The organism is Kurthia sp. 11kri321, assembly GCF_001534765.1.
GTDB classification, from domain to species: Bacteria; Bacillota; Bacilli; order Bacillales_A; family Planococcaceae; genus Kurthia; species Kurthia gibsonii.
On the sequence record NZ_CP013217.1, the window covers coordinates 780,659 to 795,968 of the forward strand.

Consider the following 15,310-nt stretch of genomic DNA (forward strand, 5'->3'; position numbering starts at 1 on the left):
ATTTAGGTAAAAATTAATATTGTAACGAACAATTATAGTGTGGATAGTGGAAAAGCATTGTAAATAAATATAGTTTGCAATAATTTTAATATAAGTAAAATATAATAGTGATAAAGAGTCCATAAGAGTTTAAGTTGTAGAGACAATATTGACGGGTTATAATGAAAGCTTTAAACTATTAATCTATCTTTAATTCGATTTTCTCGTAAAATGTTTCATGTATTTTTACATAAGGAAATGAGCATATATGAATATGATAAAGGAGAGGACAGATGACAATTCGCATCAATTGGCGCGCTATCTTTCTTTGTGTGTTCACTCTATCATTTGTTGTGCTTGTAAGTGGAGAAGTTGCACAAGCAAAAACATATCAAGTGACACCGAATAGTAAACCGCTTATTAAAACTAAAAATAGTAATCAGCACACTAAACATTATTATCTACTAAAAGGTTATTTAGAACGTATTGAAAAAGAAGGTGGAGGTAAACTTATTTTAAAAAAAGGAACGTATAAAATTTCAAATAACTTATATATTCCTTCAAATACAACACTTGAATTAAAAGATGGAACGAAAGTCCAAAAATATAACCAAACAGGTAAAGCGAATTTTAAAGCAAGTAAATCACTATTCCTTCTTGTGCCTTCTCAAACCGTTAAAAAAGGTAAACAGGTGAATGGGTATGCAGGAAGTAAAAATATTACAATTAAAGGGTATGGTAGTGCAACAATAGATTTAGGGAAAATTGAAAAAGCACAGGGGATTGTGAGTGCTCATACAAATAATGTGCGTATAACAGGTATTCAATTTAGAAATAATCACAAAGGCACATTCATTCATATAATAGGTTCAATGAAGCAAAATATTGAAAATAATCATTTTTTATATGCTACAAAGCAAACGACAACACCTGCTATTCGATTAGAATCTGCAATGAAGCATGCGGCTGTTTTGAACTATGCATGGATTAAGCATGATCAAGTAACAAATCAGTATGTAACCATATCAAACAATCAATTCGATTCACAGTACATGGCTGTAAGAACGAGTACTTACAACAAAAAAGCACATCAAACAGGAATAATAATTGAAAGTAATCAATTAAAACGTATGAACAATACTTCACTATACTTAGTTGGTTGGACCAATCCAATTATTGACCATAATCAGTTTGACGATACGATGGGGAAGGCAAACGCAACAATTGAGTTGCGTGCAGTTCAAACACCTGTTATTCGAAAAAATATGTTTATTCGTTCAAATCAAATGGTTGCATTCCGCACATTATCTGAAAGTTTACAGTTAGGTCTTTCAGCTACAAAAAATACCTTTACACTAGATAATAAACGTGATTTATTAACAAACAAAGCAAGGCAAGTAAAGCAAAATATCATCATTTTACCCTCAGGTAGCTATAATCAAACGGGAAATAAAGCAGAAATTATGGATGAAGCAGAATTTCAAAAAGACGTTTATCATGTGAATCATGATACAAAGCCATTAAATCGTACGTATGAATTAAGACCTTCTTACACATCAATGACAAAGGATTATTATGTTTTACGTTCGATTTTTGAACAATTAGAAAAGCAAAACGGTGGAACAGTTTATATTGAGAAGGGTACGTATATGCTTACGAATACATTATTTATACCATCGAATGTGACAGTAGAATTAGAAGATGGTGTTATTTTAAAAAAAGCATTAGAAACAGATGCAACAACAATGCCGCTATCTAATTCGATATTCCAATTAGTTCCACCATCTAAAGCAAATAAAAAAGCTAGTGTCCGAGAGTATGATGGTTCTCAAAATATTAAGATTTATTCACAAGGACGTGTAACAATTGATTTGCAGCATAAATATTTTAGTTTTGGTGTAATTATGGCACATACAAATAATGTGGTATTTAAAAATATCGATTTTCGTAATATGAATTCTGGGCATTTTATTGAATTAGATGCTTCTCAAGATGTATTAATTGATGCGTGTACATTTGAAGACTCTACTCCTTCTGAAAATATGGTGAAAGAAGCAATTAACATTGATACACCTGACCGAGCAACGAAAGGATTTAATTCTGAATGGAGCAGTTTTGACCGTACCCCTGTAAACCGGGTGACAATTCAAGACTCTACTTTTAAAAATATTGACCGTGCAATTGGCACGCACAAATATTCAGGAGAAGGCATAATCAAAGGAGTACATTATGAATCAAAACCTCATAAAGGCATTGTCATCCAAAATAATATATTTATGGACATTCGTAATGATGCAATTCGTGCGATGAATTGGGATGGACCAATTATTTCACAAAACTATTTTAAAAATATTGCAGTAGGACAATCTGGAAAAAGAGGTATTCTGTCGAGTGGTTCTTATGCGCCACGTTATGAACATAATACATTTGAAAATGTCGGAAGAGCAATGCAATTTCTTCCTTGGCGTAATAATGTGAACGCAGAGGAGTATGAAATTATCTATGATCGACTTGATGAAGAAGCGATTCGCGCGTTAGAAACAAATATAGGAAAAGATTTAGATGAATATTTTATTCGAATTTCTGATCAATATTTAGTTTATACAAATCCGAAAAAGGTAACGATTATAAAACAATAGAATTGACACATACAAGAACCGAACATATATGAACAACTGGCATCCATAACATGTTCGGTTTTGTGTTGGTTACTTATTTTTTATACAGCATTTAGAGATGATTCGAATCGTATCTTTCACAAAATCAAATTATTTGTCATAATAACTAAGAAGACAGAAATGAGGAAGTGGAAAGTTTTGCGTACAATTTTATTAAATAATCAAATGATACAGGCTGAAGATGCACATATTCACATAGAAGATCGCGGTTTTCAGTTTGGTGACGGAATTTATGAAGTGATTAAAGTTTATAATGGTTCGTTGTTCACAATTAAAGAACATATCGACCGTTTTTATACATGCGCTGAAAAATTACAAATCGTTATTCCTTATACAAAAGATTTACTACACAAAATGTTATATGACTTAGTTGAAGAAAATGAGTTAGAAGTAGGGCATGTGTATATGCAAATTACACGCGGTGTAGCAAGTCGTACACATTTTTTCCCGAGTGATGTAGCTCCAACATTTGTCGCATATACACAACAAGGTGATAGACCTCTACAAAATTTACAACGTGGTGTTAGAACAATTTTTGATGAGGATATTCGTTGGTTACGTTGCGATATTAAATCACTTAATTTACTCGGCGCTGTATTGTCAAAGCAAAAAGCACATGAGCAAGGTTGCTATGAAGCGATTTTACATCGTGATGGTGTCATTACAGAAGGTTCTTCTTCGAATATTTTTGGTATTAAAGACGGGGTGCTCTATACACATCCAGTAAATAATTATATTTTGAATGGTATTACACGTCACGTATTACTTCAATGTTGCGAAGAAATAGGTTTACCTGTTGTAGAAGAAGCGATGACTTGTGAACGGGCTTTAGAGATGGATGAATTATTACTTACATCGACTACTTCCGAAGTGACACCCATTATTGAAGTAGATTGTCACCCCATTGCAGATGGCTTACCAGGTGAATGGACACGTCGTTTACAGCAGGCATTTGAATTAAAAGTAAAAACAGCAGTAATGATGTAAATAAATGAGAGATTGTCCGAAATAAATAGCAGGACAATCTCTTTTTTAGAAATGAATGGATGAATGTTAAGGAGAGAATAACATGGCACAACTTATTAAATTACAAGACTATATCTCGAGATATCAAGTTGATGCGACGCGTTATCCAACACAGTATATTCGAATGAAACAGGCGAAGTGGGAACGCATGAAAAAAGAGTGGGAAACGAAACCACTTTTTGAAGAGACATGGGAAGAAGAGGAAGAAATTCTTTGGGAAGATGATGAATCAACACCTAAAAAATTCTTTAAAAAATTAAATCCGTTTAAAAAACGAAAACAAGATTTTGAATATGATGATCATGAAGAAGAAATTTTTGAAAAGCCAAAACAAGAAGAGGAAGAAGATATTGGCTTTGCTTTTGAGCCGAACCTATTGTACCGTCCGCAGACCATTCAAGATTTACGTCGCATGTATTTGGACCAGTTGTTTGGTTTTCAACTAAACTGGGCAAGTACGACGATGCGCGAAAAATCAAATATTGATCCGCGCTATCAAAGAGACGTATTTTTAAAAGAATTATTACAACAGCTACCAGATACTTTCTTTGTATTATATGAACCGATTCTTCTTGTGAAAAAAGCACCTGTAGAACTGGGTATTTTGATTTTGACACCAACAGACTGCTACTGTATTCAAGTGATTGATGCGGAAGAACGTGCGACATTCTCTGGTATTAATACAGATCGCTTTTGGGTGAAGCGAATTGGTGAACGAACAAAAAATATTGTCAATCCACTAATTGGTTTGAATCGAATGGAAAGTCTTTTAAAGCCCTTTTTTGAACATCATGATTTACATCTAGGTATTAAAAAAGTTGTTTTATCAAGACGAGGATATATTGATTATCCAGGTTCTTCGTATGGGGTGCAGTTTATTGATCGAAGACATTATGACCAGTGGTTTGAGCAATTAAAAAATCATCGCTCACCGATGAAACACACGCAATTTAGAGCAGCACAATTATTACTAGACCATATGCAAACAACGTCATTTATGCGTGCAGAATGGTTTACAGATGGAGAATAGCGATGGAAGTAGTCATTATTGTGAATGAACAAGCAGGGCATGGTCGTGCTAAAAAACAATGTGAAAAAATTACAAAAGAATTAACCGTTCCTTTTACGCTAGAGAGAACTGCTTACACAGGACATGCAGCGGAGATTGTTGAAAAGCATCTGATAGATAAGCGAAAAATATTATTTATTGCAATTGGTGGGGACGGAACGATGCATGAAGTAGTTGAAGGTGCACATGCCCATTCTCATGCAATTGTCGGTATGGTAAAAGGCGGTTCAGGTAATGATTTTAGTCGAGCTTATCCAACATTTAAAAATGCACAGCAGATTGAACAATTTCTTTTGCGCCATGAAGTCGTTCCGATGGATTTAGGAAAACTCATAAAAGGAACGAAACAGTCTCTTTTTATTAATAATGGTGGATTTGGCTTTGATGCACTTGTCACATATCGCACGAATCAATCTAAATTGAAAAAGCTATTGAACCGGTTCTCTCTCGGTAAAGTAGCTTATGCTTGGATTGTTTTTCAAGAACTAATCCGTTTTACACCATTTGATCTTACAATAAACAATGAAAAAACTTACACATCATGTTATTTTGTCGTAGTAAGTAATCAACCTTATTTTGGTGGAGGAATGAAAATTTCACCTCAATCCAAGGCAGATGATCATTTACTTGAACTAACAATTGTATATAATATTGCGAAGTGGAAATTATTATTAATTTTTGGAACTGTCTTTTTTGGCAAACATACACGGTTTAAAGCAGTACAGCAGATGCAAGCAACTTCTTTTGACGTGACAATTCACGGTGAAGTATATGGACATGTTGATGGCGAATTTATTGACAAAACTGTGTACGGTCAAACAATCCACTACGAAATTATGCCACATGAATGGCAATTAGCAGTGAACACACTTGACTAAATGAATAGTTTCTTTAAAATGAACAGATGATAAGTAAAAAAGAAATGAGGAAATACGCTTGAGACTTAGAAATAATCCAAATGCGCCACAATTTTTAGATGCGCATCCTGAAATAGTTGTACAAAATCCAGAAAATTATCGTGGACGCTGGAATGAATTATTCGGTAATGACCATCCACTACACATCGAAGTAGGAACAGGTAAAGGACAATTCGTTACAGGAATGGCACTTGCTAATCCAGAGGTGAATTATATCGGTATCGAATTATTTGATAGTGTTATGATGAAAGCTTGCGAGAAAGCATTAGATGCAGGTTCACCATCGAATTTACGTTTACTGCGTGTAAATGGTGCAGATTTAGAAAAGTATTTTGCAAAAAATGATGTCGATCGTTTATACCTAAACTTCTCAGATCCATGGCCAAAATCACGTCATGCAAAACGTCGTTTAACACATGAAGGTTTCTTAAAATTATACGAAGCGGTATTAGTCGATAATGGTGAAATTCATTTTAAAACAGATAATCGTGGTTTATTTGAATATTCATTAATTAGTATGACAGACTATGGCATGAAGTTAAAACTTGTATCACTTGATTTACATGCGGATAACCCAGCCGATAATATCATGACAGAATATGAAGAAAAATTCTCTGCAAAAGGTCAGCCAATTTATCGCGTTGAAGCACAATTTATCACAAAAAAAGATTAAATACACAGAAAATAGGTAACGTGATGAATACGTTATCTATTTTTTTTAGGCGATTGTTAACGAACTGGAGGCGTTAGTGATGTATAGGGAACTATCAGTAGAGCATAGTCTATTCATGATTGATCCTATATTGGTCGAAGAATTCCAACAGTATTCACAAGACTACCACGACTTACAACCGGCATTTAATCTGACTCATTCAGAAGTGGATACATGGGCAGCAGCTTTTAATCATTGGTTACTATTAATTAGTCAAGAAGAATGTCTCATCATCGATCATATTAAAACTTTTTCTCATACTGTGAATATTTTTTGTATTCAAGAAATTGAAAAAACCGAAATGTATTTAATGATTCTAGATCGCTTTACAAGAAAAGAACGTTTTGTTGTGGCGTGCTTTTTAACGGATTATGTACACGCTTGGAAACGTAAAATTATGGAGAAACATGCTTATGATGAGATGTTGATGAGGAATTTATGCACTAAAACGTATTATTTAGTAGAAAATATTGAACTTTCTCAGATGACACCAGAATTACAGATTATTCTAGAAAATCAGGCGAAGTTAGTGAAATTACTCGTAAAAGAGATACAAGAGGATTGTGCAATTGAGTGTTGTATTGAGAAGTCTATCATTCAAGCAAAAGCCTTTTTACGCTATCGTTCTCCAAATAAAAATGATGGTTTCACGACTTAAAAAAGAAAATAATTACTTTTTCGAGCTTTTCATGGTAAAATATAGAAGTGAAGTCGAATCATAACAAGGGGGATAAACAGATGGATTCTTACAAATTTCATGATATGACATTAACGTGGCTAAATGGTGGTGTTACATTTTTAGATGGTGGGGCGATGTTTGGGGTAGTACCAAAACCACTATGGTCTAGAAAGTATCCTGTGAATGACAAAAATCAAATTGAATTACCAACACATCCAATTTTGATCCAATATGGTGGTAAAAATTATTTAATTGATTCAGGTGTAGGTAATGGCAAATTCACAGAAAAACAACTACGCAATTACGGTGTAACAGATCAATCACATATTGAAGAAGACCTAGCAAAGTTGAATTTAACACCTGCGGATATCGATTATGTATTAATGACACATCTTCATTTTGATCATGCATGTGGTTTAACAAAATATGAAGGTGAAAAACTTGTTCCAGTTTTTCCAAATGCGACAATCTACACAACACAAGTAGAATGGGATGAGATGCGTAATCCGAATATTCGCTCACAAAACACATATTGGAAAGAGAACTGGGAGCCAATCGTTCATCAAGTACAGACATATGAAGACAAGTTGGACGTAGCTGAAGGTATTCAAATGATTCATACAGGTGGACATAGTGACGGTCATGCAATTATTCGTCTATCACAAAATGGCGAGACAATTATTCATATGGCAGATTTAATGCCAACACATGCACATCAAAATCCACTGTGGGTACTGGCATATGATGATTATCCAATGACATCTGTTTTTGCAAAAGATGAGCTTGTATCAGAAATTCTTGAGAACGGTTACTTCGTGAGCTTCTACCATGATGCACATAAGCGTCTGATTAAATGGGACCCAACAGGTAAGGAAGTCATTGACGAGCTTGTTGTAACAGAGAAAAATCCAGTTCAATAAGTGTAATGGGAGAATGCAATTCCGCATTCTCTTTTTAGTTATAAAAAAAGACGCTCATGAAATCATGAGTGTCCTTGTAAAAAATGTTAGGTTGACTAACAGCTACATATAAAAAAATTATGCGACGCGTACTAAGTCAACGATGACACCGCTTTTGCTATCAGCAGCGAATTCAAAGTTTACGCTTTCGCCATTTTCGATGCGTGAAATTCCACCCTTATAAACAGAGATTGGAATATCTTCTTTATAGAATGTTTCGGGTTGCATGAAAATCCACGAACCATCGATTGGTCCTTGTTTTTTAAACTCTTGCTTGATTTCTTCCAAAATGGCATTCGGATTGCGATTTGGATTCACTTGTTTCGTCGCCTCTTTTACGACATAAGCAGCTGCTACACCTGTAACAACACCAATTATAAAGTCACGTGCTTTCATAATTTGAATACCCCCTCATTAGTTCTATTCTTTGTTAGTGTACCATAAATAAGGGGAATTATGGTATTGAAAACAGTGTCGAATATTACGGTTTTCGAAACTATCAGTGGTTTTTTGGAAATATTAATATTAAAATAAGGGTATTGCTTATGTAATTAAGGGGGCTATTTCATTGAATCAAGACACATTACAATTATTTAAAACATTAACAGAATTACCAGGTGCACCTGGTAATGAACATGCAGTACGAGCTTTTATGCGTGAGGAATTATCAAAGTATGCAGACGAAATTGTACAAGATCAATTAGGTGGGATTTTCGGATTAAAAAAGGGTGACGATAATGGGCCACGTATTTTAGTTGCGGGACATATGGATGAAGTAGCATTCATGGTGACACAAATTACAGATAACGGTATGATTCGTTTTCAACCATTAGGTGGTTGGTCAAATCAAGTGATGCTTGCGCAGCGCGTAGATATCTATGGTGACCAAGGTGTGATTCCAGGGGTTATTAGTTCAGTGCCACCACATTTATTAACGCCCGAGATGGCGAAAAAACCGACAGAAATTAAAAATATGCTAATTGATGTTGGTGCAGATGATAAAGATGATGCGATGTCGATGGGCATTAAACCAGGACAATCGATTATTCCAGCAAGTCAATTTGTTCAAATGGCAAATCCTAAAAAAATCATGGCAAAAGCTTGGGATAATCGCTATGGCTGTGGTTTAGCAATTGAACTCCTAAAAGAAGTAAAAGATGAAAAATTACCAAATACATTATATTCAGGCGCAAATGTAATGGAAGAAGTAGGGCTTCGCGGTGCAAAAGTTTCAGCTAATATGATTAAACCAGATTTATTCTTTGCGCTTGATGCAAGTCCAGCAAATGATGTAACAGGTGACCGTAATCAATTTGGTCAGTTAGGTAAAGGTGCATTATTACGTATTTTTGATCGTACGATGGTGACACATAAAGGCATGCGTGAATATATTCTAGATACAGCAGAATCAAATAATATTCCATATCAATATTTTGTATCACCAGGTGGTACAGATGCAGGGAATGTTCATATCTCAAATAATGGTGTACCGTCTTCTGTTATTGGTATTTGTTCACGTTATATTCATACACACGCTTCAATTATTCATACAGATGATATTGATGCAGCAAAAGAATTAATCGTGACACTTGTACGTAATGCAGACCGCACAACATGGGAAACAATCCAACAAAATGGTTAAATAACTTTGAAAGAAGAAGTCGTGAACGGTTGCGATTTCTTCTTTCATTTCTTCAAGTTACATGAAAGATGCAGGAGTGATGAATGTGAAGATCGCAGTAGGAACAAAAAATAAAGCAAAATTAAAAGCAGTGGAAACAGTAGTAAATCGTACACTCATCGAAATTTCAAGTATCACTGGCTATGATGTAGACTCAGGTGTAAGCGCACAACCTTTTTCAGATGAAGAAACGCGTCTTGGTGCGATTAATCGAGCAAAGCAGACGTTACAGACATCAAGAGCAGACCTTGCCTTTGGTTTAGAAGGCGGTGTGAAGTGGATTGGTAAAGAGCTCTACTTATGTAATTGGGCAGCTCTTGCAACAAAGGAACGTACTTATACAGCAGCAGGTGCACAAATACCCTTACCAATCGAAATCGTCCAATCATTAATTGCAGGTGAAGAGCTTGGACCTGTTATGGATCGTTACACAAAAGAACAAGATACGAGACAACATGCAGGTGCGATTGGTGTATTTACAGATGGATTAATTGATCGTGCACAGATGTTTGAACCAATTGTGGAAATGTTAGTAGGTCAGTATCGTTATTGGTCGAAACAGTAGAGTTGCAAAGGAATAGATGGTACAGTTAGAATGAGGAAGTCCTATATTTGATACGGAGGTTAGAAAAATGAAAACATTACAAAGTGTAGAGCAATTTGAAACAATCAAAGCACAAGGCAAAACGGTATTTGTATTTTCAGCAGGCTGGTGTCCAGATTGTCGTTTTATCGAACCGTTTATGCCAGCTTTGGAAACAAAATTTAACGATTTTGAATTTGTATTAGTAGATCGTGATCAGTTTATCGATTTATGTATCGAACTTGATATTTTTGGTATTCCAAGTTTTATCGCTTATAAAGATGGTCAAGAAACAGGTCGCTTTGTATCAAAAGATCGTAAAACACAACAAGAAATTGAAGAATTTCTTCTTGCACAATAATGGAGTGATGACATGAAAGCACCTGAATTAATTCAAGCGTTGAAAGAACGTTTAGGTGAAGATACGTATGCGTGGGAATTAGATGGGAAGACGAATAAACTACGCATTGAACATCGAGCGTTACAAAAAGGTATGGACTTAATGCTTGGCGATGTACTGAATAAGTACGAACAGCGTCAAGAAGCTGCGATTGACGAGGTCGTATATATTATTGAACAAACTTTCGAAGCGATGTTACGTGAACAGGCAGAGGGATTTGGGCAAAATATTACGATTTATCCAGCCATTCGTTCAGGTTCATTCCCGAAGAAAACAAAAGACGGCATTCCTTTCATTACCGAAAAGCATACTGCTGAAACGACGATTTTCTTTGCGCTTGATTTAGGAAATACGTATCGTCTAATTGATGAGAGTATGCTCAGTCAATTAAATTTAACAGAGACACAAGTAAAAGAAATGGCGCGTTTTCAAGTACGTTCTTTAAAAACAGACGTCAAACAAGATGAAGTCGCTGGCAATGTATTTTACTTCTTGAATCATAATGATGGATATGATGCGAGCCGTATTTTAAACGAAGCCTTCTTACAAGAGATGGCGAATAAGGTTGAAGGTGATATGACCGTTTCTGTACCACATCAAGATGTACTCATTATTGGAGACATACGAAATAAAGAGGGATATGATGTTTTAGCACAGATGACAATGCACTTCTTCTCAGTAGGTGCTGTGCCCATCACATCATTATCATTCATTTACGAAAACCAAAAATTAGAGCCAATATTCATTATGGCGAAAAACAGTGTGAAAAAGGAGAAAGAATAAGCAATGATTGCATCATATAATAAAGAACATGTCGGTGACGTGTTACTAGTAGAACTATCAACAGAACCAGCTGTAAAAACAATTGTGGACCGTCGCGGTGACGTCGCAATTTTAACAGAAGAAGCTACTTCAGAAGTGAAGGGCTTTAACTTATTTAACGCGAGTGAAAAAATGAATTTAGACGGTGTTGTAGGGAATATTGATATTACAAAAGAGTTTGTACAATCACTGGAAAAAGCACTAACAGAAGCAGATGTACAAATTGATTTACATGTTGATTTTTCACCAAAATTCGTTGTTGGTCATGTTGTGGAAATTGAAAAACATCCAAACGCTGATAAACTACACATTACAAAAGTAGACGTAGGTGAAGCAGAACCACTTCAAATCGTATGCGGCGCACCAAATGTTGCACAAAACCAAAAAGTTGTTGTCGCAAAAGTCGGTGCAGTGATGCCATCAGGTATGGTGATTAAAGAATCTGCACTCCGTGGTGTGGATTCGTTTGGAATGCTTTGTTCAGCTCGTGAATTAGCAATTCCAAATGCCCCACAAGTAAAAGGAATTTTAGTTTTAGAAGACAGCGCACAAGTAGGTACTGCTTTTAAAGCATAAAGTGTAAAAGAGGGATTATGCACATGCGTAATCCCTTTTTGTATATAAAAGTTTTTGTCTGAGCATGCTAATTTTTATGAAAAAAAGATGAAAATTACAAAAAAGATTACTTTATTGGGAAAAAAGATGTTTAAATTCTGTGTGAACGTTGCACCATCTGCTTTATAACTGATAAAATAAAGTCAATTATTTGGAAATGAGTTGATTGGATATGAAATGGTTTAAAAACCTTTTTAATAAAGTAACAGATGAAGATGGACAAGAGATGTATGATCGAAATACATATGAAGAAGCAGAAGAAGACTTTTCTTATGAAACCTATGAAGAGCAACAACGAGAAGAACAGCCGAAAACATCTAAAGGTAACTTTCGATTCCCATTAATAGACGATGTTGTTACGGATTCTTCTACTCATTCAAATGAAGTGAATCAATTAATTGAACAACCAGCAGTTGAATCTAAACCATTACGTTTAAATAGAGGAACAACGCCAGTAAGTTCAAAAGAGCATTACTCACCTTTTACAGCGCCAGGTAATTCACAACACGTTGCACATGGTATGTCACGTGAACACTATAATCCATTTAAAAAATCAAGTACGCCTACTACAAAAGTAGAGATAAAAGACGAACCAGTAGTGAAACCACAATTAAATAAAACACCAGTGCCAATCGAGCCAGCGGTACAACCGAAAAAACGGTTTGTACCAAGTGATGTACCATCACCAGTGTTTGGATTTAAAAAGCCATCAACACTTACGCCATATGAGCGAAAGGTACAGGAGCGATTACAAGCAGAACGTAAGAAAAATCGTGGCACATTGGCAGATCAATTAGTGCAAAATCGTGTGCGTAGAGAGGAAAGATTAGAAGCGAGTCGCATGTCTGTTCCAACTACGCCAAAGCCTACTGAACAAAAGTCAGAATCTTTAACGATTAAAAAGCACGATGAAATTCTAGTGACACTACCAAAATTGGAATCTAAAGTACATGAACAGCCTAAAACAATTCAAATAGATGAAGTAGCAAAAGTCACTACAACAAATGAAGCTGTTGAGATAATCTCACCTTCTGAACAAGTAGTGGAAGAAGTAGAAGTAGCATTGCTAGTTCAAGAGAAAGAAACAATCGAGTTAGCAACAGCTGAAGTACAAGAACTTGTAACAGAGCAAGTGTCAGAGCGAGAAGAAGTAGAGGAACTGGTACAAGAGCAAGAACTAGAGCGAGAAGAAGTAGAGGAACTGGTACAAGAACAAGAACTAGAGCGAGAAGAAGTAGAGGAACTGGTACAAGAACAAGAACCAGAGCGAGAAGAAGTAAAAGAACTTGTGCAAGAACAAGTATCAGAGCGAGAAGAAGTACAAGAACTCGTAACAGAGCAAGAACCAGAGCGAGAAGAAGTACAAGAACTCGTAACAGAGCAAGAACCAGAGCGAGAAGAAGTACAAGAACTTGTACCAGCTCAGATGCCAATAGAAACTCCAGTAAGAGAAAGAAGTAAGACACCAATTAATGTGGTTATGTTGAAATCAGACAAAGAAAAGTTACAGCAAGCACAGGCGAAGGAAATCGTTCTACCAAGCTGGAAAGATTCCAAAGCACCTACAAATCGTTATGCTGTACCGTCAGTAAAGCGAACTACAGAAGATTCTGTAAAAGTAGAAGATGAGGATTCACCCACCAAAGTTTTAGAAGAGGAGTTACCCTTACCAAGCACAATTGAGGCAAATGTAATAGAAGAAGTACAAGAAAAAATCGAATGGCAAGTTTACGATGAAACATTGCAGTTATTACGTGAACCAGAATTTCAACAAGCTGATGTAGAGTGGATGGAAGAACAGGGACAGTTATTAGTTGAAGTTTTAGCAGAGTTTAATGTTCCAGCAGAAATTGAAAATATCGTACAAGGTCCAACTGTTACACAATTTGAAATTACAGTTGGTCATGGCGTGAAAATAAGTAAAATTAAAAATCTTTCGGATAATCTAAAGTTAGCACTTGCTGCACGTGATATTCGAATTGAAGCACCAATTCCAGGAAAACGTTCAATTGGTATTGAAATACCGAATGCAAAAGCAAGACCGGTTAGACTATCGGAAATTGTGGGTAATAACAGTTTTAGAGATTCTAACAAAGATTTGGAAGTAGCTTTAGGACTCGATATTACAGGTCAACCTGTAACATTTGATTTAAGTGAAATGCCACATGGATTAATTGCTGGAGCGACTGGTTCAGGTAAGTCCGTCTGTATTAATTCTATTTTAATTAGCTTGTTAATGAAGGCGAGTCCACAAGATGTCAAGCTGATGTTAATTGATCCGAAAATTGTTGAGTTAGCTGTATACGATGAACTACCTCATTTAGTGAGTCCTGTAATTACAGATGTAAAAGCAGCGACAGCCGCATTAAAATGGGCAGTAGATGAAATGGAACGTCGTTATCAATTATTCCATCATATGAAGGTTCGTCATATTACACGCTATAATGAAATCGTTGAAGAACAAAGAAGATTCTCATTAAAAATGCCGTATCTTGTTATAGTAATTGATGAGTTAGCAGACTTAATGATGATGGCTCCAGCAGAAGTAGAAGAATCGATTTGTCGTATTGCACAAAAAGCACGTGCATGCGGAATTCATTTAGTACTTGCTACACAAAGACCATCTGTTGATGTCATTACAGGATTAATTAAATCGAATATCCCAACACGTATAGCATTCTCTGTATCATCTCAAATTGATTCACGTACAATTATTGACTCACAAGGTGCAGAACGTCTTTTAGGACGCGGTGATTTATTGTATTTAGGGTATGGTAAATCAGATACGGTTCGTTTACAAGGAACGTTTGTAACAGATGAGGAAATTGAACAAATTACAGAATATATTCGTTCATTAGGCAAACCAAATTATGCTTTCGCACCAGAGGAGCTTGTTCAAAAAGTAGAACAGGCAGAAGAGCAAGATGAATTGTTTGAGGAAGTTTGTCGTTCAGTTGCAGAAGAAGGTAGTGTATCCATCTCATCTTTACAACGTAAATATCGCATTGGTTATAACCGAGCAGCACGATTAGTAGAAATGATGGATGCTCACGGCTTTGTGTCAGAAGCAAAAGGCACGAAACCACGTGAAGTATTTTTAACACCAGACCAAGTCGATTCAATCTTCCAACAGTAATACGAAAATCACTCTTATATGTTGAAAAGTTTCGCGAAATATAGGTATATGGAA

Annotated in this window: 14 protein-coding genes; 13 read left to right on the top strand and 1 reads right to left on the bottom strand. The window is 35.6% G+C overall.

Going from position 1 to position 15,310, the window contains the following annotated elements:
- Positions 1 to 272: 272 nt before the first annotated feature.
- The 7 genes from ASO14_RS04105 (at position 273) to ASO14_RS04135 (ending at position 7,980) form a co-directional block, all read left to right on the top strand.
- Positions 273 to 2,618 carry a glycoside hydrolase family protein gene (locus tag ASO14_RS04105; protein WP_068451774.1) on the top strand — a complete coding sequence of 782 codons (2,346 nt, stop codon included), beginning with the start codon at positions 273 to 275 and terminating at the stop codon, positions 2,616 to 2,618.
- Between the two features lie 159 nt (positions 2,619 to 2,777).
- A complete protein-coding gene (gene dat / locus ASO14_RS04110; protein WP_068451777.1) occupies positions 2,778 to 3,644 on the top strand; it encodes a D-amino-acid transaminase in 867 nt (288 codons plus the stop codon).
- A gap of 82 nt (positions 3,645 to 3,726) precedes the next feature.
- A complete protein-coding gene (locus ASO14_RS04115; RefSeq protein ID WP_068451780.1) occupies positions 3,727 to 4,713 on the top strand; it encodes an NERD domain-containing protein in 987 nt (328 codons plus the stop codon).
- 2 nt (positions 4,714 to 4,715) lie between these two features.
- Positions 4,716 to 5,630 carry a diacylglycerol/lipid kinase family protein gene (locus ASO14_RS04120; protein ID WP_068451782.1) on the top strand — a complete coding sequence of 305 codons (915 nt, stop codon included), beginning with the start codon at positions 4,716 to 4,718 and terminating at the stop codon, positions 5,628 to 5,630.
- A gap of 58 nt (positions 5,631 to 5,688) precedes the next feature.
- A complete protein-coding gene (gene trmB / locus ASO14_RS04125) occupies positions 5,689 to 6,342 on the top strand; it encodes a tRNA (guanosine(46)-N7)-methyltransferase TrmB (RefSeq protein ID WP_068451785.1) in 654 nt (217 codons plus the stop codon).
- A 79-nt stretch (positions 6,343 to 6,421) separates the two neighbouring features.
- Positions 6,422 to 7,039, top strand: a complete 618-nt coding sequence (locus ASO14_RS04130; RefSeq protein ID WP_068451788.1) for a hypothetical protein — start codon at positions 6,422 to 6,424, stop codon at positions 7,037 to 7,039.
- An 80-nt stretch (positions 7,040 to 7,119) separates the two neighbouring features.
- A complete protein-coding gene (locus ASO14_RS04135) occupies positions 7,120 to 7,980 on the top strand; it encodes a YtnP family quorum-quenching lactonase (RefSeq protein WP_068451791.1) in 861 nt (286 codons plus the stop codon).
- Positions 7,981 to 8,097: 117 nt separating this feature from the next.
- Here the strand turns inward: ASO14_RS04135 and ASO14_RS04140 are convergent, their stop codons facing one another.
- Positions 8,098 to 8,415, bottom strand: a complete 318-nt coding sequence (locus tag ASO14_RS04140; protein WP_068451794.1) for a peptidase M4 — start codon at positions 8,413 to 8,415, stop codon at positions 8,098 to 8,100.
- A gap of 172 nt (positions 8,416 to 8,587) precedes the next feature.
- Between ASO14_RS04140 and ASO14_RS04145 the strand changes: the two genes are divergently transcribed.
- From ASO14_RS04145 to ASO14_RS15170, 6 genes are all read left to right on the top strand, one after another.
- Positions 8,588 to 9,661, top strand: coding sequence for a M42 family metallopeptidase (locus tag ASO14_RS04145; protein ID WP_068451798.1), 1,074 nt, complete (start codon positions 8,588 to 8,590; stop codon positions 9,659 to 9,661).
- A gap of 79 nt (positions 9,662 to 9,740) precedes the next feature.
- A complete protein-coding gene (locus ASO14_RS04150) occupies positions 9,741 to 10,265 on the top strand; it encodes a DUF84 family protein (RefSeq protein WP_082701373.1) in 525 nt (174 codons plus the stop codon).
- Between the two features lie 67 nt (positions 10,266 to 10,332).
- Positions 10,333 to 10,644: a thioredoxin family protein gene (locus ASO14_RS04155; protein WP_068451804.1), complete on the top strand. Its 312-nt coding sequence runs from the start codon at positions 10,333 to 10,335 to the stop codon at positions 10,642 to 10,644.
- Positions 10,645 to 10,656: 12 nt separating this feature from the next.
- Positions 10,657 to 11,466 carry a DUF1444 family protein gene (locus ASO14_RS04160; protein ID WP_068451807.1) on the top strand — a complete coding sequence of 270 codons (810 nt, stop codon included), beginning with the start codon at positions 10,657 to 10,659 and terminating at the stop codon, positions 11,464 to 11,466.
- Positions 11,467 to 11,469: 3 nt separating this feature from the next.
- The gene (gene ytpR, locus ASO14_RS04165) at positions 11,470 to 12,081 is read left to right on the top strand and encodes a YtpR family tRNA-binding protein (protein ID WP_068451809.1); all 612 of its coding nucleotides are present in this window, start codon (positions 11,470 to 11,472) and stop codon (positions 12,079 to 12,081) included.
- 211 nt (positions 12,082 to 12,292) lie between these two features.
- Positions 12,293 to 15,256, top strand: a complete 2,964-nt coding sequence (locus ASO14_RS15170) for a DNA translocase FtsK (RefSeq protein WP_068451812.1) — start codon at positions 12,293 to 12,295, stop codon at positions 15,254 to 15,256.
- Positions 15,257 to 15,310: the final 54 nt, after the last annotated feature.

Bases quoted from the DNA above. Each gene is read 5' to 3' on its own strand.
- ASO14_RS04105 (WP_068451774.1), top strand. From the start codon at position 273: ATGACAATTCGCATCAATTGGCGCGCTATCTTTCTTTGTGTGTTCACT.
- ASO14_RS04140 (WP_068451794.1), bottom strand. From the start codon at position 8,415: ATGAAAGCACGTGACTTTATAATTGGTGTTGTTACAGGTGTAGCAGCT.
- ASO14_RS15170 (WP_068451812.1), top strand. From the start codon at position 12,293: ATGAAATGGTTTAAAAACCTTTTTAATAAAGTAACAGATGAAGATGGA.
- ytpR (WP_068451809.1), top strand. From the start codon at position 11,470: ATGATTGCATCATATAATAAAGAACATGTCGGTGACGTGTTACTAGTA.
- ASO14_RS04115 (WP_068451780.1), top strand. From the start codon at position 3,727: ATGGCACAACTTATTAAATTACAAGACTATATCTCGAGATATCAAGTT.
- ASO14_RS04160 (WP_068451807.1), top strand. From the start codon at position 10,657: ATGAAAGCACCTGAATTAATTCAAGCGTTGAAAGAACGTTTAGGTGAA.
- ASO14_RS04135 (WP_068451791.1), top strand. From the start codon at position 7,120: ATGGATTCTTACAAATTTCATGATATGACATTAACGTGGCTAAATGGT.
- ASO14_RS04130 (WP_068451788.1), top strand. From the start codon at position 6,422: ATGTATAGGGAACTATCAGTAGAGCATAGTCTATTCATGATTGATCCT.
- ASO14_RS04120 (WP_068451782.1), top strand. From the start codon at position 4,716: ATGGAAGTAGTCATTATTGTGAATGAACAAGCAGGGCATGGTCGTGCT.
- ASO14_RS04155 (WP_068451804.1), top strand. From the start codon at position 10,333: ATGAAAACATTACAAAGTGTAGAGCAATTTGAAACAATCAAAGCACAA.
- dat (WP_068451777.1), top strand. From the start codon at position 2,778: ATGAGGAAGTGGAAAGTTTTGCGTACAATTTTATTAAATAATCAAATG.
- ASO14_RS04150 (WP_082701373.1), top strand. From the start codon at position 9,741: ATGAATGTGAAGATCGCAGTAGGAACAAAAAATAAAGCAAAATTAAAA.